This window comes from Phyllobacterium sp. RCAM01083, assembly GCF_055685835.1.
In genome coordinates this window covers 380,864-405,970 of the sequence record NZ_JBVFZN010000004.1, presented here as the reverse complement: position 1 = coordinate 405,970, position 25,107 = coordinate 380,864, and the positions used below count along the sequence as shown (strand labels likewise).

Sequence of the window (25,107 nt, the reverse complement as noted above, 5' to 3'; positions counted from 1 at the left end):
CCATAGGTTGTAATTACAGCGAATAGAACAAGAAAAAATGCAAAAGCAAGATGCAGTTTCAACAAGAGGCAGTTTGTTACAGCCATGACGCGATGGCCGTTACCTTGGCGTGCAATCGGTCGGCGAGTGCAGAGGCCTGTTCATTCACGGTTGTTTCACCTCTTGCGCAAAAGATACCATGTCTTCTGCCAGATGAATGCGCCTGCCTCCGGCTTTGATTACCCTGATTGCTTCGGCTGCGGTTTTGACATCGCCATACTGCAAAAGCCAAACGGCAATTGCTGCCGCACTGCGCTGGAATCCAAGTGCACAGCAAACGAGAACGGGTCCCTTGCGCCGGGCACGTTCGATAGCGTCGGCCGCGTTGCGCAATTCGTCGTGTTGAGGCGAAACGAGATCAAGCACCGGGAATGACAGCCATGCAATCTCCACGCCGGAAGGCTTTGCCAGTTCGGCGGTCAGGTCAATCACGGTCATGAATTTCGACAGTTCAGATACCCGCGGCAGCCGCCCCAAATGCACGTTCTTGCCGATCGCAACAGACGGCGGGAGCTGGCGTGTCCAGATGCGGCTGTTGACAATGGCACCAAGGCGGCAAGGGGCCAGCAGCCATGTGCTGGCCAGGGAAAGCGTGCCGTCAGCGCACTTCTGAAAGACGGCGGGGCCCGCACCGAAATAGCCGATTGATACGAGCAGGAGGCCCAGCGCCGGCCACAGGAAAAACAGGAATGCCGCCGATGTCGGCATTTCGATGATTGTCGCAAGCAAGAAGATCAAACCGGCCATCGCGTAAAACGTGCCAATGCGCCGTGCCTTGGCATCATCGGTCAAGCGGAATGCGGCCACGGGTGAGGGCATGTGTGCCGGGAAGAGCCAAAGAGCAAAAAGACCCAAAAGCAGACCGGTGGGGATGTCGATAAAATGATGCTGATAGGTCGTGAGAACGGAAATGCCGATCAATGCACACCAGAGATGCCAGATCCAAAGAACAATACCCGACAGACGAACGCGCCAATGCGTCCAGATAATCACCAGGAGAGCGATATGCAGGGAGGGCGCCTGGTTGAAGGGCTTGTCGAAGCCACCCAGCATATCGAACAGGAAGCCTGATGCGCCGCTGGTCGGCGGCTTGTGGAAGATGACGGTCAGGGGAAACGCGATGAAGCAGGTAACCGCGATGATCTGTGCGGTCAGGTAGCGTTTCGCCAGGCGATCGACCTCAGCGGTTGTATCGTTAAAGAACAAGGAAAGTCCGTAGAACAGGTTGATCGACCAATAGGGGAAAATGGTCCAGGCAATGAAGGGAATGGCTTGTTCCCAGGTAAAGGTAATATTTGGAACGTTCTCCCGCTGCGAGGCAAGCCAATTGGCTGTCCCATAGGTCGCGTAGAACAATGGTGCGAGGCAGATGAGCCAGATCAGTGCACGTTTCGCGACGGCCCGGTTCAAGCGCCATTGTCCAATCGGTGCGACGGTGTTTTCGGTCATGTGCGCTCAGCGATGGAAACAGTGAATATGCCCCATTCATCGACAAGCTGGTCGATCTTCCTGAAACCCGCTGCCGCAACCAGCTGATCCATTTCAGCCTGCGTCCGGCGGCGCATGACCCATGCTTCGCCGCCACGGTGCGAGGTGAGCGCACGTGCAATCATTTCCAGTTGCGGATGCCACGGCTGGTTGGTGTAGATCAGCAGGCTGCCGGATTGCATCGACGTTGCAAGCCCGCCAAGCGAGCGCTTGATAAGCGCGTTGTCGGGAAAGAGTTCGTAAAGGCCGGATACAATCGCAAGATCGGGCGCGGGTTGGATTGCAGCCAGTTGTTCGGCATCGAAAGCATCCGCCTGATGAAAGCTCGCTATATCCTGGATGCCTCTCTCGGCGATGGATTTGCGTCCGGCATCGACATTGATCGGCGCATAGTCCTGCAGCCGGACACTTGCCGGCTTGACTGCGGATTTGCCAATCGCATCGAGGACATAACGGCCATGACCGGCGGCGATATCGAGAATATGTGTCGTGCGGCCGGCATCCTGCAGTCTTGTCAGGGCGAAGCCGATAAGCTCTTGCAGATGCAGCTTGCGCTGACGAATGCCCCGCCAGCCGATCGCATTCAGGAATTGCTTGTCGATGAGCCTGCCGCCCGGTCCCATTCCTCTCGGTTCGTTCTCATAGACATAGTCGAGGGTTGAGCCGGAGTCGAAACCGGTCTCGACTCCTGTTTTCAGTCCCTTCGAGAACAATGCACTGAAGCGGATGGACGAGCGGTAGATCGCCCAATAGAGACCTTTCAAGGAAAGCAGGTCGTGCGGGGATGACAGCCTGTCCTGTTCATCGCGGGTAAAGCCCGTTTGATGGGCGTTCGTTACATCCAGCGGCTCCGGTTCTCTGTCGAAGCATGCAAGAATGAACCGGCGTGCATGTGCCACGGCAATTGCACGCTCCTTCTCGCCGAGAGTGTCATGGTAAAATCCCTTGAGCACGTGGCGTTCTTTGAGGGGATGGGCCAGATTTTCATAGAAGCGATGCTGTGGCCCGTGCCGGACCACCCAGTCACTGCCGGAGATAAGCAACTGCGTCGGTACGATGATCGCGCGGGCATCCGCAACCACCCGCTCAGCGTTCGTATAAAGATCGAGCAGTATATTCGATGCGATGGCCCGCGTGACCAACGGGTCATTGTCGAACGACGCGATGCGCGCGGGATCATGGGTCAGAAACTTGGCCTTGACGTAGGAATTGACGAAGAATCGTCCTTTCAGTTTCTGCCAGAGCCAGATGCCTTCACGTGCGAATGGAACATAGAGTTTCACACTGAAAGCCGGAGAAGCCAGCACAAGCGCCCGGATACGCGGCGCATAGTCATGGACCCACGTTGCCGCGAGCACGGCACCCACCGACTGGGCGATAACCGCAATGTCCTCAATGGCAAAACCGCCGGTTTTACATATGTGCTTTACGAAACTGTCGAGATCGTGCACCGACGCTGCAAAAGAGGGGGAATAGCCGCGTTCGCCCGGTGAACGGCCATGGCCGCGGGCATCCCAGGCATAGAATGTGAAATCACCAAGGCCAAGTTCCTCAACCAGATGTGCAACGCGTCCACCATGTTCGTGACCACGATGCAGAAGAATAATTGCACCCCTCGGCTTTCCCGACCTGGCCGGCCATTTCCGATAGAAAAGTTCGGTCCCGTCGTCGGTGAGAAAGGTACTTTCCTCTACTGCATCTAATGCCGCAGGATTGGAGGATGGATCTGTCGACATAAGCTTGCTCCGGAAGCAGAATTGATTTTCAGGAATTGGCGCGGCGTAGGCCCGCACGAACACGATTCACGGCGGTGACAACGGATAGCACGGCCATGAGGGGGAAAACCCAGCCGAACCATGAGGGCAGGATGATGCCACTACCGATAAGCGCGGCAATGATGCCGAGGGCCAATGCGCGGTCGCTCTTTCCGAACGGCCCGTCATAACCACGCCCGCCGCCGGTCATGACACCGAGCACGCCGGCATATTCGGCAATCATCGCTGTGACGGCAAAGGCAACCACCCCTGCAGTGGCAAACGGTGCAACAAATGCGAATGGAAGGATCAAGGCCACATCCGAAACGATATCGCCAAGCTCGTTCAGATACGCGCCGAGTTTCGATGCCTGTTCGAATTCACGAGCCATCATTCCATCAATGGCATTGAGTGCCATGCGGACAAAAAGCACCAACGGCAACAGCCAGAAAAGCAACGCATTCTGGGGGAAAAGCGCAATCAACGCACCCGCTACAACCGAGATGATTGTTGCGGCTATGGTCACCTGATTTGCGGTGGCGCCAGTGGAAACGAGTCCAGTGGCCAAGGGGCGGAGCAGGTTCTGAAAAGCTGGTTTGATGGAATAAAGCGTCGGCATGAAATCCCCCCATGGTTGTGCTTAATTTCACCACTCAACAGCTTGTAGCAGAAAATCCACTTCGGACTGGTTTTCCCGCATGAGATATTTGTTTCGGAAATGAAATCACTTCCGAGTCTATCATAAAAGCCGCTGATTTAACGTCGAGAGCGGGCGCCTTTTCTGTCGCGATGATGTTGCCGATTTCCTCTCTGTCACATCGAGGCCGCTAGCGCGGGTTTCAGCACATTGTTCCTCTCAGCCCTACGACCCAAAATCAGGCCCGTTCTTCATTTTTTGCATTGATAATTGACATCCAAAACGTTTTGGAAAACTATACCGCACACTTCTGGGAGGGGGCATGTCCAATCTGAAACAACTTGCGCAATCGCTCGGCCTATCCATCACCACGGTATCGCGGGCGCTTGACGGTTATTCTGACGTCTCGGCCAAGACAAAGGCGCGCGTGCTCGAAGCTGTGGCCAAAACGGGATATCAGCCGAATGCTTCAGCGCGGCGTCTGCGGCGGCAACGCGCTGAACTTGTCGCAGTCACGCTTCCAACTGCCCCCGGTCATATCGGACCACCGCATTTCCTCGATATCCTTTCCGCATGTGCGGAGCATCTGGCCATTTCAGGCCTCAACCTTGTCATTGCACCCGTCCCGCGCGGGCAGAGTGAACTCGAAATGTGTCGGCGCTTCGTCGACGGACAGCGGGTCGATGCCATGCTGCTTGTACGTACCAGGCGCCATGACGAGCGCGTGGAATTGCTTCAGTCACGGGGTGTCCCGTTTGTTACGCACGGCCGGACGGAATCGGCGAAACCGCATGCGTTTCTTGACGGTGACGGCTTCTCGGGCTTTCGGGATGCCACACTGCGTTTTATTGCCGATGGCCATACGCATATCGGGCATGTGGCGGGGCCACAGGAATTTTCCTTCGCCCATCACCGGCGTTTGGGGTGGGAGGATGCCCTTCGCCGGGCCGGGCTTGCATCGGAACTCATGGCTGAAGGCGAACCCACTGAGCATGGCGGATATGCCGCTGCGAAGGCGCTGATGAGCGGTCCCGTCAAACCCACAGCCATTCTTTGCGCAACCGATGAAATGGCGGTCGGCGCATTGCGGGCATTGCGTGAAGTTGCGGGCGGCAACACCGTTTGTATTACTGGACATGACGACTTGCCTATGAGTGCTTTTACGGATCCGCCACTTTCGACCATGCGCGTGACCGGCGAAGACATTGGCGTTCGCATCGCTTCTCTGCTGTTGCGTGCCATCGATGGCGAGGCGCCGGAATCCCTCCAGGAAATACACCCCGTCGAATTCATACCGCGTGTCAGTCATTGCCGGTCGCAACGGCTGGCCGACAATGACGCAGGCATTCACGAATAATAATGGAGGAGAAGCAATGAAACGATCCCTGCTCATCGGGCTGCTCGCGGCCTCTGGCTTTTTGACTACTACCGTCGCCAAGGCCGAAACAGTTTTCCTATCAACCCAGCTGCGTCCCATTGAAGAGGCAACAGCCGTGCGCAATGTGATCCTGAAGGGTCTGGCCGCCCCCGTGGAGTATGTCGTTGAAGAACCGCCACAATTTGCCGTGCGCATGGAAGCCGAGCGCCAGGCGGGAAAACATACAATCAGTCTTGTCGGCGCACTTCACGGCGAGTTGTCCCCCATTGCATCGAAGGGCGGCTTTGTGCCGCTTGACGATCTGGCTAAGCAACTTGCCGACAAGGGCATGCCAAAGGCACTTCTTGATCTTGGAAAACTCGGTAAAGACAAACAGCAATATATCCCATGGATGCAGGCCACCTATGTGATGGCGGCCAACAAACAGGCACTCCAGTATTTGCCTGCGGGGGCTGACATCAACAAACTGACCTATGATCAGCTCATTGAATGGGGTCAGAAGATGCAATCCGAGACCGGGCAACCGCGTATCGGCTTTCCCGCTGGACCCAAAGGTCTGATGGCGCGCTATTTCCAAGGATATTTCTATCCGTCCTTTACGGGCGGTGTTGTTCGCCCATTCAAATCCGCGGATGCGGCCAAGGGATGGGAAAGCTTCAAAAAGCTCTGGGCTGTCGTCAACCCAAATTCCACCAACTACAATTTTATGCAGGAGCCCTTGCTTGCCGATGAAGTATGGGTTGCCTGGGATCACATCGCCCGGCTGAAAGAAGCCGTCGCATCACAGCCGGACCAGTATGTGATCTTCCCTGCTCCGGCTGGCCCGAAGGGGCGCGGCTACATGCCTGTCGTGGCTGGCTTGGCAATCCCGCAAGGGGCACCTGATGAAACCGGAGCCAAAGGCGTCATCGAACATTTGGTCAAACCGGAAACGCAAATTCTCACGGCAAGGAATGTTGGCTTCTTTCCAACGGTCGACGCAAAACTTCCGGTGGATATTGAACCGGGCATTGCCATGCTGGCCGCTGGCGTGCAGGCAACGCAGCAGGCACCGGATGCTGTCATTTCACTGTTGCCGGTGGGTCTTGGGGATCGCGGCGGCGAGTTCAACAAAGTCTATATGGATGCATTCCAGCGGATCGTCATTCGCGGGGAACCGGTAACCGATGTCTTGAGCCAGCAAGCCGCGAGCCTGAGCAAACTGATCGGTGATACGGGCGCCCCTTGCTGGGCACCGGATGCACCAAGCCAAGGTTCCTGTCCTGTCGAATAATATCATTGGACGCGCACACTCCCCGAGACGTTGATCATGCAGAACGACAAGTCCTGGATTCCCTATATGCTGATCGCGCCCTGCGTGATCTTTCTCGCGCTGCTCTTTCTTTTGCCGCTCGTCCAGACAATCTGGCTCGCGATTTCCGAAGGCGGCATGCCCTCCCTCGCCAATCTGCAAACCATGGCGGGGGATTTGAACTTTCGCTCGGCCATCCGCAATACGTTCCTGCTGACACTTGCGGTTTTACCGATCCAGATCATGATTGCCCTGGCAATGGGTTCCATGGTCGCCAAAGTTGGCGCCGGCCGCGAAACCATTCTCTGGATATGGACAATTCCACTTGGCATCTCCGATCTCGCGGCGGGCCTCGTCTGGTTGGCGATCCTGCAGAACAGTGGCTATCTGAACAGCATGCTGTTCACTCTTGGTCTCATGGAGAGGCCGGCCAACTGGCTGTCCTATCAGACGCCAATAGCCTTGTTTTTTGCTATTGCTGTCGCTGAAATCTGGCGTGGCACCGCTATTGTCATGGTCATCATTGTGGCAGGTCTCAATCAGGTACCAAAGGAATTTGGCGAAGCGGCGGAAGTCTTCGGCGCGGGCCGCTGGACGCGGTTTTTCCGCATCACATTGCCGTTGATCAAACCTGCTCTTCAATCCGCACTGATCCTCAGGACAGTTCTCGCCTTCGAGGTTTTCGCGGTGGTCTATGCATTGGGCGGAAGCAACATGCCTGTGCTTGTTGGCGAAGCCTATACCTGGCAAAACCAGAACCAGAATTATGGCGTAGCCGCAGCCTATGCGGTGCTGATCATGATCATCTCGCTGGCTGCCACGTTTGTGTATCTCAAAGCCGTCAAGGTTGATCCGGAGCGCCTGCCATGAGCACCAGCTCCCAACCGTCAAGCTTTGGTTCGGCCCGGTCTGTTCTTCTTTGGAGCGGCATCGCGGTGCTTTGTGCCTGGGTTCTCGTCCCGATCTACCTGGTAGCACTCGGCGCGTTTGGCGGGCGAGGCGGGGTCTATCAATGGCCGAAAACCGTTTTCCCGGCCGGTGTTTCTTTCGAGCCGTTTCTACTCTTTTTGAAAACCGAAGGCGTGGCCGGCGCTTTCGTGAACTCGCTTGGCGCGGCGGCGGTCACCGTTGTCCTGTCCGTTCTGATCGGAGCGCCTGCCGGTTATGCGCTCGCTCGCTACAATTTCAAGGGCAAGGACAGCTTTCGTCTGCTCGTGCTTCTGACCCGGGCTTTTCCACTCGCCATCCTAGCCCTGCCCTTGACCGTGTCCTTCATTCGGATCGGCCTTTACGACACCATCATCGGTGTCGGGCTGGTGCACACGGTTTTGGCTCTGCCCTTTGCCGCTCTCGTCACGCAGGGCATTTTCATGGGTGTACCACGAGAACTCGAAGAGGCTGCATGGGTGTTCGGTTGTTCGCGTCCCCAGGCCTTTTTCCGTATTGTTGCACCGCTGGCGCTGCCGGGACTTGCCGCAACGGCGGTCTTCGCCTTCGTCATTTCCTGGAACGAGGTCTTTGCCGCCTCCGTTTTGACAGTCCGGCATCGTACACTGACGGCCTATCTTCTGACTGTTCTCGCTGAAAGCCCGCTGCACTACCGCTTTGCCGGTGGCCTGCTGCTTATCCTTCCCTCCGTCATCTTCATATTCGCGGTCCGGCGCTACCTGTTCGCAATATGGGGTATTTCCAGCAAATAAGGGAGCGACCATCGTGGCCAATATCGTCATTGATCGCATTAAAAAGACCTTTGGTACATTCGAGGCGTTGAAGGAAATATCGCTCGAAATACGCGACGGCGAGTTTGTTTCTCTGTTGGGACCGTCGGGTTGCGGCAAAACAACATTGCTGAGGATCATTGCCGGGCTCGAAACCGAAACATCCGGCAAACTTTTGATTGGCGGCACTCCCATCACTGGGCTGGCACCAAAGGATCGTGGTCTGGCCATGGTTTTCCAGAACTATGCGGTCTTCCCCCATATGACAGTGTTCGAGAATGTAGCCTTCGGTCTGCGCATGCAAAGAGCCGATGAACAGCGGGTGAAAAGACAGGTCGGCAAGGCTGCAGCACTCCTGCATATCGAACCCTACCTTGATCGCTATCCGAACAAGCTTTCCGGCGGCCAGCGCCAGCGCGTAGCTGTTGCCCGCGCGCTGGCAGTCGAGCCGAAAGTGCTGCTGATGGACGAGCCGCTTTCAAACCTCGATGCTCTGCTTCGTCTTGAAATGCGCACGGAATTGAAAGCCGTTCTGCAGGCGTCGGGAACGACGACCATCTATGTGACCCACGACCAGACCGAGGCCATGGGCCTCTCCGATCGTATCGCCGTCATGTATAATGGCCGCATCGAGCAGGTCGGCGCGCCTGTCGATATTTACAGCCACCCGGCGAGCCGCTTCGTCGGCGGTTTCATGGGCAGCCCACCGATGAATTTTATCCGGCTGCCAGTCACGAATGGCACTGTAAAGCTCGGCAATACCAGCCATGCAGTGCCGGCTCATTCAGGCAGCGACATTGTGCTTGGTCTTCGCGGCGAAAATGTTTCGATCGCTCCGCTTGCTGAAGGTTTGCGCCTCGACGTGCGCGTGGCTGAACCAATGGGCTCGCATCTGCTCTTGACGGGTACCGTCGCGGAACAGCCCGTACGCGTGATCCTGCCGCCGAGCGAAACAGTCAGGGCCGGTGACGCGATTGGCCTCAAGCTCGATGCAGACCGTTTGACATGGCTTTCGCCTGAAACCGGTCTTTCCCTCAATCACCCCATTGCATAACTCTACCTTCGAACGGGAAGCCATGACTGATTATCTTGAAGACGCGCGCCAAATTCTGGCCGCCAATGATCGCGGCGGTTACACAGTGCCGACCGATCGGCTCTATCCATTCCAGTGGAACTGGGATTCCGCATTCGTCGCAATGGGTTTTGCGACCTATGATGTTCCGCGCGCCTATCGTGAACTTGAGCGGTTGATCGAGGGCCAATGGGCCGATGGAATGATCCCGCATATCGTTTTCCACGCGCCAAGTGACACATATTTTCCGGGTCCGAATGTCTGGCGCACACGCCACGCCATTGCCACTTCAGGTATTACCCAGCCTCCTGTCTTCGGAATGGCGCTGAAAAAGGTCCATGATGCTGCAAAACGTCAGGGACAAACGGGCGCTGGGGAACACAGCCGGTTCCTCTATGATGCGGCGCTGCGCTGGCACCGCTGGTGGTATGAAGCCCGCGATCCGGAGAGCACGGGACTGGTCGCGCTGCTGCACCCATGGGAAAGTGGCAGCGACAATTCACCAGCCTGGGATATTGCGCTGGCCCGCGTTCCCACAACGACGAAGACCGAAGTCATTCGCAAGGATACCGGCCATGTGGATGCTGCCATGCGGCCGCATGACGAGGATTATCGCCGCTTTATTCATCTGGTCGATACCTACGCCACGTGCGGGTGGAATCCCGCGGAGCAATGGGCAGCCGCTCCCTTCAAAGTCGCAGAAATCCAGACGACGGCCATTCTTTTGGCATCCGGCGAAGCGCTGCTCGAACTCGCCCGCGAATTTGGCCAGGAGGCCGACGCGGAGGAGCTCGAGACAGTCAATGCTCGATCCCGCAAGGCGCTGCTGGCGCAATGGCGGCCGGAACTGCGGCGCTTCGTTTCGCGTGATCTGATTTCAGGCACTGATATTGAAGCGCCGACGCAGGCCTGTTTCTGTCCGCTTCTGGCGCTTGATCTGGAACAGACCATGCTGGAAGCAGTAATCGCTGAAATGAACGCTTGGTCTGATGGACTGAAAGTGTTGTTCCCATCGACACAACCATCTTATTCCGGTTTTGAGGCAAAGCGCTATTGGCGCGGTCCGGTCTGGGCGGTCATCAACTGGCTGCTGATTGATGGTCTGCAACGCAACGGCAAAGATACAATGGCCGAGAAATTGCGTCTTTCCACGGTAAGAGCCATCGAAGCAAATGGCTTTGCCGAGTATTTCGACCCTTTGACCGGTGAAGGTTGTGGCGGATTGGGTTTCTCCTGGACGGCGGCAGCCTATATCGAGATGAAGGTAGATAGCTCAATGAGGCGCGCGCGACCGGAACTTACAAGCTCATCGTAGTAATGCGCTTGGCGAAGCACCGTGCAGCGAAACGCGCCAACTTGGCTGTCTCCTTGCGTTAAGAACCGCCGAAATCCTGATTGTCGGGACAATTCTCACAGGCAGATGCAACGTGAATTTGCCCGAAAAAGACTACGGCCAAATAGCTATCCCTACGCCCGGATGGCTGTAGATGAATTGCAGGCTCTTCTTTTTGTTCATCTGACTGCACAATAGAGGTTGGTCGAACCATGCGTTCCGCAGAGCTTCGCGAGGCGGGTGGTTGCAACTGGGGTGGAGTAACGATGATGGCGGATAATCGTCCCATAGCGGAAGGGGTGTTCAACACGAGCACCAGCCAGAATGCGATTCCGGGTTCCGCCTCGGGGCACTTGGCGCTCGTCCCAACGTGGCTTCCCCTGGAGGTTATGCCGAGCAGTTCGGCTGGCAGCGGCGGCGATGGCATCGCGATTGGCGTCATAAGCAGCACTCCTATGGCAATCTTCGCGCCTTCAAATGCCGCAATCGCTGGTCCGCACGCCGTGGTTGATGCACAGCAGGGCAACAATTCCTTGATGTATCAGCACTCCACCGAAATGGCTGGCATGGGCGGGAACGGGGGCAGCGGCAACGCTGCACTCAGCGGCGGCGGTGGGGACACTCTCCATCATGCCGGCAGTGGCGGCAACGGGATTTTCTACGGCGGTATGGTAAGTTCGGATGTCGGAAGCTTTGTCCCGGTCAATGTTGCCGTAGCCGGCGGGCCGGGTTCACACGCGATTGCTGATCAATCGAACAATTCGGCCATGCTGCAGGGTACCACCCAGATTGGCGGGATCGGCGGCTCGGGCGGCGATCACAATGCAACAATCCATGATTCCCCGGGCGGGTCTGGAACTGCGCTCACCTATAGCGGCGATCTGTATGCGGGGCATGGCGGCAACGGCTATTTCATCGGTAGCATGATCGATCTGAACGTAGCCATTTTCTCGCCGATCAATATTGCGGTCGGTGCGGCAGGCGGCTCGGCTGAGGCCCATCAGACCAACAATGCAATCTTCGATCAGGGCGCCGTTCAGATCGCGGGCATTGGAGGCAATGGCGGCGGTTTCAATCTGAGTTCCGATACGATTTTCACCGGCAACCATTCATCGGGAAGTGGCGGGTCGGGCTTTTCGAACGGGAGTATGGTGGATGTGAACATAGGATATTTCCACCCGATCAACATCGCTGTACCCGCCGGCGGCACCGCCGATGCGCAACAACTTGATCACGTTCTTTACGATCAGCATGCGTTGCAAATGGCAGGCATCGGTGGTCATGGCGGCGACATCTCGCATGCCCATTCAGCGCTGGTAGACGACATTCTCTCGTTCATTCATGTGTGAGCACGTGATCCACCGGATATGGCTGCGGATCTGCGTGCCCCCTCGCAAGCCAACTTCCACCCATTTCCCTCTCGAATGTAATGAAATGTCAGTAGGGCCGGCATTGCCTTAACGGGTCGCGCAACAGCGCGCGGCTATAGCCGGTTGGATGTTTTGGCGATTCGCCCCCTTGTGCAGCCGTACCCTCCCCAAAAGAACGTCTCCGAATATCTAGCTAGCTCGCAATGTAAATGGCGAGCACTGTTCTCGGGCGATTATCTTGCTTGGCGATGACATCGCTGGGCACCAGGACGTGGGAGAAACACAGACTGTAAAGGGAGTAAAGTTATGCCTGTTCCACAATTATCTGACACGATCCAGCTCAATCATTCCAACGCAGGCGACGCAAGTGCCGGTAACGGCGGCGACGGCTACAGCTACGGAGATATCAATTACAATCCCAGTGCATATGTCGCCAATTCACAGACGGTATATGGCGCAGATACGGATCTGCACAATGGCGATCACGTTTGGCAAACTGCAGATTGGGGTGCGGGGCCTGGTGGCCACGGTGGCTCAGCGGAAGCTGAGAACGGAACCCTTTCCTCCATCACGAACAATGGCGCTGGCGGCGCTGGTGGCGCTTCCACCTCGAACGGGAGCGAGACGAACGGCAGTGGTGGTGACATAGCAGCAGTTTCTGCAGCAACGACTGCTACCCAGAACACTCAATTCTTCGCAGATCAGCATGCCACTATTCTCGCCGGCGTCGGCGGCAATGGCGGTAATGGCAATATTGCACGCGGTGGCGATATCTCGGCTGCAGTGGTTCACACCGATCCCACAACGACGACTCAGTCCGTATCAAATACTCTCGATCATTTCGACCATAGTCACGTCGATCTTGATCTGAGCCATTTGATCTGACGCTTCCGGCCCGTGAGGATCGTCGGGTCCAAACCGACGATCCTCATCGACGGCCAGGTGTTTGCCTTGTCAGTACCGCGAAAACCGAGATCTGATAATGACAACGAATATCATACAATCCGAGCGCCAACCGACGCATCTGGTCGTGGCCCTTCGCGCCTGCGCAGGAGCCTTTGGTTTGGTTTTCATTTACAGTTGCGGTTACAATATCTTTCTACTCGCACCGTCGATCTATCTCCTCCAGATTTATGATCGCGTCCTGTCGAGCCGAAGCACCGACACGCTGCTAATGTTGACCCTTGTCATCGCTGTCGCGGTTGTTGTTGGATCGGTACTCGATATCGTGCGCCGTGCTGCGCTTACCCGTATCGGCAGTTGGCTCGATCATCGACTGCGGCCAGTTGTCCTTACCGCCGCATTCGAATGTGCAGCCAGGGTCAATACGAATGTTGCCGCCGATTGCTATCGGGATCTTGCTTCGCTGCGCCAATTTCTCGATTCCCCGGCGAGCGCGCTGCTTTTTGACATCCCCTGGGCGCCGGTCTTCCTACTTCTGCTTTTTCTCGTTCACCCGCTGCTTGGAGCAATTGGCCTCTTAAGCGCACTTGCGCTCCTGTTTCTTGCTCTTCTAACCGAGCTTGCCACGCATGAACCGCTGACCCACGCAAGTGCGGCGCTGGCGCGGAGCTACTCCCGGTTCGGAATGGCGCTAAAATACATCCAGGTGGTCCGGGCAATGGGCATGCAGGACGGCGCCGCGCAGGTTGTCTACCGCGATGCGGAGTTTGCGAGAATAGCGCAGGACAACGCAATGCACCGGACCGAGATCATTCTTGGATTCTCCAAATCCATCCGCACGCTGACGCAAATTCTGGTGATGGGCGCCGCCACGTGGCTGGTGCTGGCGGAGAGCAGCAGCCCTGGCATTATTTTCGTTGCCAGCCTGTTGCTGGGCCGTGGGCTTACGCCGATCGAAGGTGCGATCGGCGCTTGGCGTTCCTTTGCTTATGCGCGTAACGCTTTCAACCGTCTCAACAGGATGTTGGTTGCCGTCGCATCGGATGCCGGCTCGCGCATGGTGCCGGTGCCTGAATCCAGCAGCCTCGTGCTCCAGAACGTGAGCTTCGCCGTGCCGTATGCCGACCGGCACATATTGAATGATGTTTCATTACGCCTCGCACCCGGCGATTGCGTGGCGCTCATCGGCTCATCGGGATCCGGCAAATCCACGCTTGGGCGGATCATGGCCGGCGTCCTGCAGCCAACGAGCGGAAGCGCTTTGCTTGGCGGCGTGGATATATCAGCGCTGCGTCTTTGCGGCGGTACACGCCATATCGGATACCTGCCGCAGGACATTGAATTGTTCGGCGGGGCAATCAAGGAAGTAATCGGCCGGCTCGATGGCGCGGATTCCGCCAAGGCAATCGAAGCGGCCAAGCTTGTCGGCCTGCATGAAGCCATCATGCGCTTGCCGCAGGGCTACGAGACCGACATCGGCGAGGGCGGCAGCTTGCTCCTGCGCGCACAACGACAGCAGCTCGGACTGGCGAGGGCGGCTTACGGCAATCCAGCCCTCGTTGTGCTTGACGATCCAAACTCAAGCCTGGACTATGATGGCGAGCGTGTCCTGTTCAATGCGATCCAACGCATGCGAGCCAAGCGGATGACGGTCGTCGTTATCACGCACCGGTTGGGTGTTCTTCCAGTCACCAACAAAATTGCGATCATGCGAAACGGCACCATTGATGCCTTCGGAGACAGTGACGAAATTTACGACACGTACCTTCAACCGCCAGCGCGAACGGGGACATAGGAGGCAGCGAAATGGCCCTCGTTCAGTTCGATATACCGCTCAAGTTTTCAGGTGTGCTTAACACATTGCGCCATGCCATCGTAAAGTCGGATCAAAACAAGAAGCACTTCGTCTATGTGCCAATCGCGGGACCAACCAGCGGGGCGCTGGCACCTGCTTCCCCGATGCCAAGGCTTCGAAATGTCGCCTTGTTAGGCAACCTGCTGATTGGTGTCTTCATTATTGGCCTTGGCACCTGGTCGATCTTTGCGCCACTCAAAAGCGCGGCCATCGCTGCAGGTGTTGTCGAGCCTGAAACGAGCCGCAAGGTTATCCAACATCTGGAAGGCGGTATCGTGCGGCAAATCCTCGTCAAGAACGGCGACGTTGTGAAAGCTGGCCAGGTCCTTTTCCAGCTTGACGACACGAAATCACGCTCGGAGCGCGACAGTCTCCAGGGACAGCTCTGGGATGCCAAGGCAAGTCACGCGCGCCTCAGTGCAGAACAGAAGGGCAGTGACCGCGTTATGTACGGTGCGGATCTCGAAATCCTCAGAGTGACCAATCCGGCAATCAACGGCATTCTCGACGGTCAAGATCACATCTTTGAGACGCGCCGTCTGGTGATGAAATCCGAGATCGCCATCACGCAGAAGAAAATGGATCAGGTGCAGGAGGAAATTTCTGGTCTGATGGCGCAAAAAGCGGCGCTGACGCAGAGGGTGGAAATCGCGCGGCAAGAGCTTGATGCCGTCTCCCCGTTGGCGGCCAAGGGGCTTGAACGAAAGACCAGGCTTCTTGTTCTGGGACGGGAAATAGCGGATCTCGATGGCCAGCTCGGCGAAGTTGTCGCCCAGATATCACGCGCATACCAGGTCATCAGTGAAAGCCAGGCCTATCTTGTGAAAATCGAAAGTGACCGGCTAAACGAAGTCGCTCAAGGCATTCGCGACACGGAAAGTCAGATATTGCAACTGAGCGAAAGATTGCGGGCAATCGACGATCAACTCACGCGGACTGCAATCAGAGCGCCCGAGGATGGGGTGGTCATTGACCTGCGCATCCATACCGCAGGCGGTATTATTGGCGCTGGCGAGCCGCTCGTCGATCTCGTGCCGCGCAACGGCAGTCTTGTTGTGTCCGCGCATGTGCGGCCAGAAGATATCAACCGCGTGCATTCTGGACTCGAAGCGCAGATTCATCTGCTTCCCTACAATCAACGTCGCGTACCATTGCTGAAAGGTGTGGTCGAATACGTCTCCGCCGATCGTCTCGTCGATAAGCAAAGTGGCCAAGCTTACTACGCGGCGACAATTCGCGTGACCGACGAACGGCTGGCGAAGATGCGCGATGTTGCTCTGATTCCGGGCATGCCTGCGCAGGCATTGATCGAAACCGGGGAGAGCAGTGTGGCGTTTTACGCGGTCAGGCCGCTTCTTGACAGTTTCACCCGCGCGTTTCGCGAAGATTGACCGACAGCAAGCGGAGCGATCCGGAGTGTGTTGCGCGAAGGGATTGGTGGCCTTTCTTGCAAGGGGCGTCGTCGGGCATGTTCTGGACTATTGAGTGCTCGAGGATTCTGGAGAAGACGTCACTCAAAATAGTCCGGGAGCTACTGCGCTGGAATGTCTGACGTTACCCTTTGACCGAGCCGTGCGACCACTTCGGTTCTGTTCTGCACCTGTAATTTTCGCATGATGTGCTGCAAATGCATTTTCACCGTATGATCCGAAAGATTTAGTTTGCACGCAATGACTTTGTTGGGATGTCCGCATTGCAGTTCGGCAAGAACATCCGCTTCGCGCGGGGTAAAATCCGCAATCGACATATAGTGTGCGTTGTTCTCGATTATTCTGCGCGGCTTGTCCGGGGACTTGTTGCGCATCGCCGACGCGTTCGCGTGTGCGACAAACGGGTGCGGATAGAAAACACCGCCGGCAAGGATGAGCCGCATGCCCGCAAGGGCGACGTCGATCGGAACTGAGGTTGTGAAGTAGCCGCGAATGCCCATCTCAAGCGCTTGAGAGGCGACCAATGTATCATCCATGTTGGAGAGAAGGGCGATCGAAGCCTCAGGAAACATGTCTCTAATTACGTCAAGATCGTAGCAGAGACTTGCGCTGTCGAGAGTTCTTCCAGCCATGTCCAGTGCAATGAGATGCACATCCATCCCGAGAGCACTATCGAGAGTCTTGACAGAGACCATGTCGATGAAGTCCCAGCCCGCAAGTTCATCCTGGAGGAGCCGGATGATCGTTGTGCGCACGAGTGTATGTTGTTCTATAACGATTACCGTCGGCGTATTGTGTGCCTTGCGGCGTTTTGTATCTTGACCGATGGACACGTGTTGCTCCCTATTTGGATGTATTCCAATCCATTTTAGCAGCGCATACTATTCCCGTTCTTCCTTCATGTCATGACTATAGGGGGATTAGCTACCACTCTACATCGATATACATCAATTGGTCTATATACGCTTTCCGTCCAACTCCCAGTATTCGGAGAACTTCGCTGAATACCGTCACCTCCATCCGAGCGCGGGCGCAACGTGCGTCAGGATTGCCTCGAGCACATGTACATTGTAATCGACGCCCAGCTGGTTTGGCACCGTTAACAGCAAAGTATCCGCCTCCACGATGGCCTCATCCTGCGCAAGCTGTTTCACAAGCGCTTCGGGCTCGGCTGCATAGCTGCGGCCGAAAATGGCTCTGGTGTTTTCATCAATGTAACCAAGCGAGTCTCCTTCCTTGCTGCCATTTCCGAAATAGGCGCGATCGCGGTCATTCATCAATGCAAAGATGCTTCGGCTGACGGAAACACGCGGTGTCCAATTGTGGCCCGCTTCCTTCCAGGCGTTGCGATAAGCACGTATTTGCGCTGCTTGCTGAATATGGAACGGCTCACCGGACTCGTCATTCTTAAGGGTGGAGCTTTGAAGATTCATTCCTAGCTTGGCCGCCCAGACCGCCGTCGAATTCGAACCGGCGCCCCACCAGACACGCTTTCGCAGGCCTTCGGAATGCGGTTCGAGGCGCAGCATACCGGGCGGATTCGGAAACATTGGTCGCGGATTTGGTTCAGCAAACCCCTCACCCCCGAGCAGGCTCAGAAAAACCTCGGCGTGTTGACGCCCCATGTCAGCATCGGTGGCGCCATCGTTTGGCTGATAACCGAAATAACGCCAGCCGTCGATGACCTGTTCCGGGGAGCCCCGGCTCAGCCCAAGCTGCAGCCGGCCGTTTGAGATCAGGTCCGCCGCACCGGCATCTTCGGCCATATAGAACGGGTTCTCGTAGCGCATATCGATGACAGCGGTACCGATTTCGATATTTTTGGTTTTCGCTCCAATTGCCGCCAATAGCGGGAAGGGGGAGGCCAATTGCCGGGCAAAGTGATGCACACGGAAATAGGCGCCATCCATGCCAAGCTCCTCAGCGGCCACAGATAAGTCGAGCGACTGAAGAAGAGCGTCTCCGGCTGAACGGGTTTGTGTTTGGAGTGAAGGCGCCCAATGGCCGAACGAAAGAAAACCGATCTTCTTCATGATATCATCCCTGAAAAGGAGCAAACCCCGCCGCTCGCCGAGCGCTCAATATGGGGCCGGATACCAATGGTTGTAAGTGCGTTGAACACAGTGTTCGAAGAGTGGCACAAGAGGCGCGTGCGAAGGTACAGTTTTTGCCCGACAATGGATGGCAGACCACGCGGCAAGCAAGCTTGATGTTGCGCTGTGTTACCCCATCGCTTTCGCGCGAACAGGCAATTTGGACAGGATCACTTTCGTCGCGGGTTGCGGGACGTTTCTCTCCGCCAATTTTGACACGATCTCTTCCCGGATGGCGTCGGCATTCATTGTGGGGCCAATAATGACCCGCGAGATCAGCTGAGGAAACTCCAATCCAGTGATGTTCTCCGTTGGCCGATTTTTGAGTGGCAGTTTATAGATCGTTCTGTTGCTGCCCTCGACACCAGGGTTGTGTTTGATAAGCATGGGCGAAGGCCACAGAAGCGGGTTGGTCAAGACTCGCCATTCCCGCTCATCGCGAAGGCCTGGGTGTTTGGAACATACGGCCGCAAAAAGCAGCATCAAAAATATAACTTCGCGCAGCACGGGCCTGTTGGTCTGGGATATGAATTGCTGATTGTCCAATATGGACGCAGTGACGGTTTCAAACTCTCCAACGAACTGCTGTCTTGTCCAGTACGCAACCGGGCTCGAATAGGCTTTCAGCGCCTGTGCTACCTGCATGAACGGCGAAGTGTCGACAACGACCGCAACACCGGTTGCATCCCCTTCAAAGGCTCGCCACAACGACAGGCGTCCGGTGTTGTTCTCGTTAGGATCGTGTTCGGCTACAGACAAGACATAGGACTCGTTTCTCAAACCCGGCAGCCAGTCCTGAAATTTCTTTACGCCTTCGTTCCAGACGCCCGGCGCACATCGATCAAGCGCGTCAGCGAGCGCAGCACTGCCTGAATGGTCGATCCAGTGCTGCAGTCTTTCCAAGCCGGTCTCGATGTCTTGCTGATCGTTCATATCCCGGGTGTTTCTGAACTCGATCTCTTCACTGTCAAGAATTTGGAGCAGATTTTTCGACGTGGTGTAATGGACGAACCGAGATTCCGGTTTGATTGCTGCACGGCTTTCAAAAGTGCTCGGCATGAAGATGCTGAGCATTTTGATAACGGCCGGATCCCAATTTTCCATAAATATTTCCCCTGGATTCGGCGCGAAACCGCCAACTCGCCTGCAACTCATCTGTACGTGTTTAGCGCGCATTCCTTTACGGGAGAAGGTATTTCAAAGCCAGGCTGGGCTCTAAATCGTGTATGGTCGAGCATCGCGAAACAGGAGTATTGGCGGCCATAACGCCATGTCAAAAGCCCGACCTTGCATTGTGTATTCCCTCAACCTTGAGACAAGTGCGATTTTTTTCAATGCGGATGTCGATTTGGCAAGAGCTGGATCGTTGTCTTGATAAGTGAGCCAGTTCAGCGGCAATGGTGCCCGCAGCTCGCCGAAGGAGGAATTGTCAAATGCGATTCATGTCAATCGTCACATCCGCCCACTCCCAACCTCCCACGCCGGAACTCATGGAGGCGATGAACAAGCTCGCCGACCGGGAGATCAAGGCTGGCCGCATGCTCGACATGGGCGGACTCACACCAGTCACCATGGGTGCGCAGGTGCGCATAGCAAACGGGCAGCTCAGCGTCATTGACGGCCCTTTTGTCGAAGCAAAGGAGGTCATCGGCGGCTATGCAATCATGGAGTTTGGCAACAAGGACGAGGCCGTAGCGTCGGCGGTCGAGTTCATGCAGTTGCACAAGGACTTCATGCCGGGATGGGAAGGCACGTGCGAGGTTCGTGCATTCGCCGGCCCTTGAGGCAAAAAACCGCTCATCCGGTCGGTGGCCATGACGGCCGCCGACGTTCATCGGGTGCTCTCGCCATGTGGCGGGTCGTGCAACCCCGGCTGATCACCAGCCTGGGGAGAATGCTGCGCGAACTGGCTTACTCAAAGGAAAGCCGTCAGGGGCCACACGTCGTTTGCGACCGTTGGCAACAGGTTTGCCCTTAGTTGCTGTGACGGATCGAGGCAATATCAGCCGGCTTGACGTTCGTTTCCTGGCCGCCCCATGTTGCCCGTGCCCAGTTGGCAAGATCCGCTACCTGCTGGTCCGTCAGCTGGTCCTTGAACGCTGGCATCGGCTGCATGCGTTCGAGACCCGGGAAACGTTGTGCGGGAATACCATGCAGGACTGTGCGGACGAAATTGCGCGCGTCATTGATGCGCAGCGACGTGTTGGTGGCCAACGGAACCGCGACATGCGGAATACCTTCGCCCTGGGCCCCATGGCAGCCCGAGCAAAGGTTGAGATAAGTTCCCCGTGCCGACGCTGTGAGCTCGGGAGCCACATTGATCGGCTTGGGCGCTGGCGGCGGCGTGGATTGGTCCGGCACGGCATCGAGGTTGAACAGGTAGGCCGAGAGTGCCTTCATATCGTCGTCGGTCATGTACTGTGTCGAGAAATGGACAACCTCGAACATTTGGTTGGTCATCGCACCCCCGGCGAAAATACCGGTCTTCATAAAGCTCGCCAGCAAGGGGACGTCAAATCCCATGCGTGTCAGCCCATCCTTCGTGATGTCGGGCGCAGAGACGCCTTCAATGATCGTTCCCTGCAGATACCACGTCTGCTGCATGCCTTGCATCAGGTTGCGCGGTGTGTGGCACTCACCGCAATGGGCGAGGGCATCGGCCAGGTAACGGCCCCTGTTCCACAATGCGGATCGTGCCGGATCATTTGCCGGCACCGCGCCGGGCAGGTTGACAAGATTCCAGAAGGTCAGCGTGCGGCGAATATTGAAGGGAAACGCCAGGTCGTTGTTTTTGTTTTTCACCGGCATGGGTTCGCGCGTCATCAGATAGCTGTAGACCGCATCGACATCTTCCGGAGTCATCTGCCGATAGGAGGCATAGGGCATTGCCGGATAGAGATGTTTCCCGTCCTTGCCGATGCCATCGCGAACAGCACGTTGAAACTCATACCTGGTCCAATTGCCGATACCATTCTCCTTGTCGGACGAAATATTACTGGAATAGATCGTGCCGAACGGCGTTTGCATCGGCAGCCCGCCAGCCCAGGCAGCCCCGCCCTTTGCCGTGTGGCAGGCATAGCAATCCGCGGCAACCGCAATATAGGCGCCGCGTTGCGCCAATGCTTTCATCTGGTCCGCAGTCAGGGGCTGCTCGATGTCCTTGGCCACGGCGCTTTTCTCGAACAGACCGGCAAAAACGCTGCCCGCAACCAGACCGCCGCACACGATCAGTATCGCCATGATCCAGAGTAGCCTACGCAACGTCATGGACTACTCCCTCAGGTTTTCAAGAGGCCGGGTGTCTTCAGCACCAGGTCGCGCACGGCCTGGTGATAGCGGACGTAACCGGTACAGCGGCAGATATGATTATCAAGCGCTTCAGTGATGGCCTGCTCCAGATCGGCCCTGGCAATCGGCTTTCGTTTCAACTGGTCGATGAAAACGGTTGCACCGGTGACAAAACCCGGCGTGCAGTAACCGCATTGGAACGAAAAATTCTCGATGAATGCCTGCTGAATTGGCGAGAGTTCGACAATGGCGCCAGAGGCATCGCGCCTGGCATGCCCCTCCACCGTGCGCACCTTTTTGTCCTTGAACCAATGCGCACCCGTAATACAGGTGCGCACCTCATCGAGTGTACCGTCATCCCTTTCCACGATCACCGTGCAGGCATGGCAGATGCCTTGCCCGCAGCCCATGCGCGAACCCGTGAGATTGAGATACTCGTAGAGAAAATCCTGCATCATCATGCCCTCGGGCACGTCGACGGGATCGATCGCCTTGTCGTTGACGGTTAGCGACAGCTTCTTTGTGGCCAGGGTCATGCCAGCGCTCCCCGTATCTTTTCCGGTGTAATCGGCAAATCGTAAAAACGCTTGCCGATGGCGTGTGACACCGCGTTGGCAAGCGCCGGCACCACCGCAATCATCACGACCTCGGCAATACCCTTGGGCGGGTCGGTCTCCGAAAGTGGCGCGAGGATTTCCACAGTTTGGGTCCAGACTGCCACGTCTTTGGAACGAGGCAGCTCGTAGCGGTTCCAGTTCCAGGTGCCGTCGCCGGGACCATCCTCGTACAGCGGCAGATACTCCTTCAGCGCATGGCCGATACCCATGGCGATGCCGCCCTGGATTTGCCCGGAGACCAGTTCCGGGACGACCTGGGTTCCGCATTCCATGATCGAGTGGTGCGCAAGCAGCGTCACTTCGCCTGTCGCGGTATCGACGCTGATTTCGGCCAGTGTCGCCATCGGCGCGTAATAGGTGACGCCGGCATTGTTGCGTTGGGTGGGCGGATAGTGAACCGCTGCCCGGTTGACGAACTGCCAGCCGTCCAGTGTCATGAGCGTTCTGGTTTCGGCGGAGGCGCCATCGCCATATTTCACCGCAAGCGCATCGATTGGAAGCCGCACCCGTCCTGCATTCGGGATGTCGAATTCGGCTTCCGTCCATTGCCAGCGGTTGAAGGTATGGACCGTCACGCCGGTGACGAGACCGAGCCGGTGCGCTTCGGCCGCAACCGCCTCGAAACTGAGCGGCGCCAGTCCGCCCGCGTTCACCTGGCCGTTTTCAAGCCGGATGTCCTCCCGCCGCACGGTGTAGGGGGTCATCGATCCGCCGCCGATGCCGCGCGACCACAGCGACTTCGCTGCCGGCCAAATAGCAAGGTCGACAAGCGCATGCGCCGCCTCCCGCGTGGCATGGCCGAGATAATAGACGCTGTTGGTCGCGCTCATCGGCGAGGTGAAACTTGGCGTCCAGCGCGGGTTTTGGCTGTGCTTGTCTTCGTCTTCCTGAGACATGGTGTATGGCTCTTCGGAGGTTTCGAGCGGCATCTGCGGCCAGCGCACCTTGCCGAACTCCGTCTCGTCGGGGACGCGGCCGAGAATGTCGCCAACCATGATCGCCTGCGACGTGGTCGTGCCGGTTCCGATCTCATGTGCCACATGCGCGAACCTGATCCGGCCGGAGGCATCGAACTCAAGCGCAGCGAGTGCCGACTCCGCGCCCGTGCCGTAGTCCTTCTGCACGTGACCGTAACCAACGCCGTAGCGCTTGCCGGGATTGGCGGCATCGAACGCGGCCTTCTTCTCGGCGCGCTCTGTCCACAGCGGATGGTCGCGGGCCTTGAACAGGATTTCCTCGTTGCGCAGTGCGCCTGCGGGGATCGCTCCTTGTGTATTCTTCATTCCGGACTTGAAAACATTCTTCAACCGGAGGTCGATCGCATCCATTTTCAGGATTTCGGCGACCTCATCGACCATCATCTCGGTCGCCGACATCGACTGGAGGGTGCCATAGCCTCGCGTCGAGCCCGCGTCGACAGCACGCGAGGCAATGGCTGCGGCGGAAAAATCGCTTTTCGGCAGATAGTATATCGACTGCGCAGCCGTTGCCCCGACGAAGCCCACTGAAAACGAGAAGTTGGGGCGCCCGCCGCCGTCGTTCTTGAAATGGCCGGTCATGGCGCGGAACTGGCCGGTTTGACGGTCAACGACCAGCGTGTTGTCCATCCAGAACGCGTGCCGCTTCAGTCCCATCTGGAACTGTTCGTAGCGATCATTGGCAAGCCGTACCGGCCGGCCATCGCCATAGAGGCCCGCCAGAACGCAGAAAAACGGAAAGATGGAATGATCCTTGGTGCCGTAGCCGACGGTGTAACCGACCTTGAGGTCGACCTCCTTGAGATGGAATTTTGATTTGGAGACGAGGCTTGCCGAGACCTCGGCCACTTCATAAGGCGACTGCGTCGCCATCATGACGTGAAGGATACCGGTTGATGCATCGTACCAGACATTGCCGTTGTCCGCCTCCATGGCGGACGCGTCGACCGACTGCGAAAAGTATTTGTGTTTGAAAACCAGCAGGTGGTTGCCGGCGTCGCTGATTTCCTTCTCGATCTGTGCAGCGGCAGCCATGCCGCGTGCCATGGCATTGCCATCGCCCGCTGCCGGCCACGCCGGTTCGTCACCGGCAAAACCGCCATAGATTACAGCATCCTTCAGCGATGAGTATCGGTCATCCGCATCAGGCGTGCCGCCGTCGATGCGCACATAACGCGCCGCGCCATAGTGCGCCGGATGGCTGTAAGGCGCCTTGCCGCCATAGCGAACCACCGTATCGTCAAAGCGTATCAGCCGCTTGGCCGCGTCGTAGCGGGCGAAGTCATGATAGACGAGGAGTGCGACCGGCTGCCCGAGCAGCCGGGCCGTTTGTCCTTTCGGCACGAAGAATACGTCACCGTAAAAGCCTTCGCTCGGGATGGTGATGTTGTCGGCAACGAGATCTTCGTGAAGAACGAGGCGGTCGGGTTTCAAGTCGTCGCCGAGAAGGCTTAAATCGATGCCTTCGAATATGCGATCCGCTTTGGTCGCGTGCAGCATGAAGGCGTGCGCTTGCTCCTTCGGCCAGTTTTCAAGATCGCGGGCACGGTAATCGCGGGCGAAGGTCTTTTCGCCTGTGACCTTGGCGATGGCATCGAGCCGGAATCTCGGCCGACCGTCGGCCTTAAGCCAGTCGGGCCCGGGTGAGGGGGGCGTTTGAATGAGTGCAGCCTGCGCTGGCGCTGAGAGAAAAGACACCTTGATGGCGATGCCTGCCGCGACGCTGCCTTTGATAAAGGTTCTACGCGAAACATTGGGCTTCATGTCTCCCCCTCCTCCAAACAATTGCAGGCAGTGTAGCGCGCAGCTTGACGTATAGATACAGCGGACGCAATTTCGGAGTCAAATAATACATGCAGTTGCT

At 57.0% G+C, this 25,107-nt stretch carries 20 protein-coding genes; 11 read left to right on the top strand and 9 right to left on the bottom strand.

Translation table 11 applies throughout. The features are described 5' to 3' along the window. Positions 1-144 precede the first annotated feature (144 nt). The 3 genes from ACZ25R_RS06020 to ACZ25R_RS06010 are packed head-to-tail and all read right to left on the bottom strand — an operon-like array spanning position 145 to position 3,900. Complete coding sequence (locus tag ACZ25R_RS06020) at positions 145-1,488, bottom strand: phosphatase PAP2/dual specificity phosphatase family protein (RefSeq protein WP_472460408.1); 1,344 nt, start codon at positions 1,486-1,488, stop codon at positions 145-147. Next, positions 1,485-3,263: a bifunctional alpha/beta hydrolase/class I SAM-dependent methyltransferase gene (locus ACZ25R_RS06015; RefSeq protein ID WP_472460407.1), complete on the bottom strand. Its 1,779-nt coding sequence runs from the start codon at positions 3,261-3,263 to the stop codon at positions 1,485-1,487. Before ACZ25R_RS06015 ends, ACZ25R_RS06020 begins: the two co-directional genes overlap by 4 nt. Positions 3,264-3,291: 28 nt before the next feature. After that, positions 3,292-3,900 carry a CDP-alcohol phosphatidyltransferase family protein gene (locus tag ACZ25R_RS06010; protein WP_472460406.1) on the bottom strand — a complete coding sequence of 203 codons (609 nt, stop codon included), beginning with the start codon at positions 3,898-3,900 and terminating at the stop codon, positions 3,292-3,294. Between the two features lie 340 nt (positions 3,901-4,240). Between ACZ25R_RS06010 and ACZ25R_RS06005 the strand changes: the two genes are divergently transcribed. The 10 genes from ACZ25R_RS06005 (at position 4,241) to ACZ25R_RS05960 (ending at position 16,229) form a co-directional block, all read left to right on the top strand. After that, complete coding sequence (locus tag ACZ25R_RS06005) at positions 4,241-5,275, top strand: LacI family DNA-binding transcriptional regulator (RefSeq protein WP_472460405.1); 1,035 nt, start codon at positions 4,241-4,243, stop codon at positions 5,273-5,275. 16 nt (positions 5,276-5,291) lie between these two features. Then, positions 5,292-6,569 carry an ABC transporter substrate-binding protein gene (locus tag ACZ25R_RS06000; RefSeq protein ID WP_472460404.1) on the top strand — a complete coding sequence of 426 codons (1,278 nt, stop codon included), beginning with the start codon at positions 5,292-5,294 and terminating at the stop codon, positions 6,567-6,569. 36 nt (positions 6,570-6,605) lie between these two features. Continuing rightward, positions 6,606-7,457, top strand: coding sequence for a carbohydrate ABC transporter permease (locus tag ACZ25R_RS05995; protein ID WP_472460403.1), 852 nt, complete (start codon positions 6,606-6,608; stop codon positions 7,455-7,457). After that, positions 7,454-8,287, top strand: coding sequence for a carbohydrate ABC transporter permease (locus ACZ25R_RS05990; RefSeq protein WP_472460402.1), 834 nt, complete (start codon positions 7,454-7,456; stop codon positions 8,285-8,287). The genes ACZ25R_RS05995 and ACZ25R_RS05990 overlap by 4 nt, the downstream gene beginning before the upstream one ends. Before the next feature lie 13 nt (positions 8,288-8,300). Beyond that, positions 8,301-9,359, top strand: coding sequence for an ABC transporter ATP-binding protein (locus tag ACZ25R_RS05985; protein WP_464663567.1), 1,059 nt, complete (start codon positions 8,301-8,303; stop codon positions 9,357-9,359). 22 nt (positions 9,360-9,381) lie between these two features. Beyond that, positions 9,382-10,692 carry an MGH1-like glycoside hydrolase domain-containing protein gene (locus tag ACZ25R_RS05980; RefSeq protein ID WP_472460401.1) on the top strand — a complete coding sequence of 437 codons (1,311 nt, stop codon included), beginning with the start codon at positions 9,382-9,384 and terminating at the stop codon, positions 10,690-10,692. Positions 10,693-10,979: 287 nt separating this feature from the next. Continuing rightward, positions 10,980-12,059 carry a hypothetical protein gene (locus ACZ25R_RS05975; protein ID WP_472460530.1) on the top strand — a complete coding sequence of 360 codons (1,080 nt, stop codon included), beginning with the start codon at positions 10,980-10,982 and terminating at the stop codon, positions 12,057-12,059. A 327-nt stretch (positions 12,060-12,386) separates the two neighbouring features. After that, a complete protein-coding gene (locus ACZ25R_RS05970) occupies positions 12,387-12,965 on the top strand; it encodes a PE-PGRS family protein (protein ID WP_464663572.1) in 579 nt (192 codons plus the stop codon). A 97-nt stretch (positions 12,966-13,062) separates the two neighbouring features. Continuing rightward, a complete protein-coding gene (locus tag ACZ25R_RS05965) occupies positions 13,063-14,778 on the top strand; it encodes a type I secretion system permease/ATPase (protein WP_472460529.1) in 1,716 nt (571 codons plus the stop codon). Between the two features lie 11 nt (positions 14,779-14,789). Further along, positions 14,790-16,229 (top strand): HlyD family type I secretion periplasmic adaptor subunit, encoded by a 1,440-nt coding sequence (locus ACZ25R_RS05960; RefSeq protein ID WP_472460400.1) that lies wholly within the window; start codon positions 14,790-14,792, stop codon positions 16,227-16,229. 140 nt (positions 16,230-16,369) lie between these two features. Here ACZ25R_RS05960 and ACZ25R_RS05955 read toward each other — a convergent pair whose 3' ends face one another. From ACZ25R_RS05955 to ACZ25R_RS05945, 3 genes are all read right to left on the bottom strand, one after another. Beyond that, positions 16,370-17,101 (bottom strand): response regulator transcription factor, encoded by a 732-nt coding sequence (locus tag ACZ25R_RS05955; RefSeq protein WP_464663577.1) that lies wholly within the window; start codon positions 17,099-17,101, stop codon positions 16,370-16,372. Between the two features lie 177 nt (positions 17,102-17,278). Beyond that, positions 17,279-18,301: an LLM class flavin-dependent oxidoreductase gene (locus ACZ25R_RS05950; protein WP_472460399.1), complete on the bottom strand. Its 1,023-nt coding sequence runs from the start codon at positions 18,299-18,301 to the stop codon at positions 17,279-17,281. Between the two features lie 189 nt (positions 18,302-18,490). Continuing rightward, entirely contained in the window at positions 18,491-19,465 is a 975-nt protein-coding gene (locus ACZ25R_RS05945; protein ID WP_472460398.1) for a DUF2971 domain-containing protein, read from the bottom strand. 329 nt (positions 19,466-19,794) lie between these two features. Here ACZ25R_RS05945 and ACZ25R_RS05940 point away from each other — a divergent pair, with 329 nt between their 5' ends. After that, a complete protein-coding gene (locus ACZ25R_RS05940) occupies positions 19,795-20,145 on the top strand; it encodes a YciI family protein (RefSeq protein ID WP_472460397.1) in 351 nt (116 codons plus the stop codon). 190 nt (positions 20,146-20,335) lie between these two features. On the opposite strand, the gene ACZ25R_RS05935 is transcribed toward ACZ25R_RS05940, so the two are convergent. Genes ACZ25R_RS05935 through ACZ25R_RS05925 form a run of 3 tightly spaced genes read right to left on the bottom strand, consistent with a single transcriptional unit; the run spans position 20,336 to position 25,007 of the window. Continuing rightward, complete coding sequence (locus ACZ25R_RS05935; protein WP_472460396.1) at positions 20,336-21,628, bottom strand: c-type cytochrome; 1,293 nt, start codon at positions 21,626-21,628, stop codon at positions 20,336-20,338. 11 nt (positions 21,629-21,639) lie between these two features. Next, a complete protein-coding gene (locus tag ACZ25R_RS05930) occupies positions 21,640-22,185 on the bottom strand; it encodes a (2Fe-2S)-binding protein (protein WP_463012558.1) in 546 nt (181 codons plus the stop codon). Continuing rightward, on the bottom strand, positions 22,182-25,007 hold the full coding sequence (locus ACZ25R_RS05925) for a xanthine dehydrogenase family protein molybdopterin-binding subunit (RefSeq protein ID WP_472460395.1): 2,826 nt from the start codon (positions 25,005-25,007) through the stop codon (positions 22,182-22,184). Before ACZ25R_RS05925 ends, ACZ25R_RS05930 begins: the two co-directional genes overlap by 4 nt. Positions 25,008-25,107 lie beyond the last annotated feature (100 nt).

Excerpts from the sequence above, each read along its gene's own strand:
- ACZ25R_RS06020 (WP_472460408.1), bottom strand. The coding sequence starts at position 1,488 with ATGACCGAAAACACCGTCGCACCGATTGGACAATGGCGCTTGAACCGG.
- ACZ25R_RS06015 (WP_472460407.1), bottom strand. The coding sequence starts at position 3,263 with ATGTCGACAGATCCATCCTCCAATCCTGCGGCATTAGATGCAGTAGAG.
- ACZ25R_RS06010 (WP_472460406.1), bottom strand. The coding sequence starts at position 3,900 with ATGCCGACGCTTTATTCCATCAAACCAGCTTTTCAGAACCTGCTCCGC.
- ACZ25R_RS06005 (WP_472460405.1), top strand. The coding sequence starts at position 4,241 with ATGTCCAATCTGAAACAACTTGCGCAATCGCTCGGCCTATCCATCACC.
- ACZ25R_RS06000 (WP_472460404.1), top strand. The coding sequence starts at position 5,292 with ATGAAACGATCCCTGCTCATCGGGCTGCTCGCGGCCTCTGGCTTTTTG.
- ACZ25R_RS05995 (WP_472460403.1), top strand. The coding sequence starts at position 6,606 with ATGCAGAACGACAAGTCCTGGATTCCCTATATGCTGATCGCGCCCTGC.
- ACZ25R_RS05990 (WP_472460402.1), top strand. The coding sequence starts at position 7,454 with ATGAGCACCAGCTCCCAACCGTCAAGCTTTGGTTCGGCCCGGTCTGTT.
- ACZ25R_RS05980 (WP_472460401.1), top strand. The coding sequence starts at position 9,382 with ATGACTGATTATCTTGAAGACGCGCGCCAAATTCTGGCCGCCAATGAT.
- ACZ25R_RS05975 (WP_472460530.1), top strand. The coding sequence starts at position 10,980 with ATGGCGGATAATCGTCCCATAGCGGAAGGGGTGTTCAACACGAGCACC.
- ACZ25R_RS05970 (WP_464663572.1), top strand. The coding sequence starts at position 12,387 with ATGCCTGTTCCACAATTATCTGACACGATCCAGCTCAATCATTCCAAC.
- ACZ25R_RS05965 (WP_472460529.1), top strand. The coding sequence starts at position 13,063 with ATGACAACGAATATCATACAATCCGAGCGCCAACCGACGCATCTGGTC.
- ACZ25R_RS05960 (WP_472460400.1), top strand. The coding sequence starts at position 14,790 with ATGGCCCTCGTTCAGTTCGATATACCGCTCAAGTTTTCAGGTGTGCTT.
- ACZ25R_RS05950 (WP_472460399.1), bottom strand. The coding sequence starts at position 18,301 with ATGAAGAAGATCGGTTTTCTTTCGTTCGGCCATTGGGCGCCTTCACTC.
- ACZ25R_RS05945 (WP_472460398.1), bottom strand. The coding sequence starts at position 19,465 with ATGGAAAATTGGGATCCGGCCGTTATCAAAATGCTCAGCATCTTCATG.
- ACZ25R_RS05940 (WP_472460397.1), top strand. The coding sequence starts at position 19,795 with ATGCGATTCATGTCAATCGTCACATCCGCCCACTCCCAACCTCCCACG.
- ACZ25R_RS05935 (WP_472460396.1), bottom strand. The coding sequence starts at position 21,628 with ATGACGTTGCGTAGGCTACTCTGGATCATGGCGATACTGATCGTGTGC.
- ACZ25R_RS05930 (WP_463012558.1), bottom strand. The coding sequence starts at position 22,185 with ATGACCCTGGCCACAAAGAAGCTGTCGCTAACCGTCAACGACAAGGCG.
- ACZ25R_RS05925 (WP_472460395.1), bottom strand. The coding sequence starts at position 25,007 with ATGAAGCCCAATGTTTCGCGTAGAACCTTTATCAAAGGCAGCGTCGCG.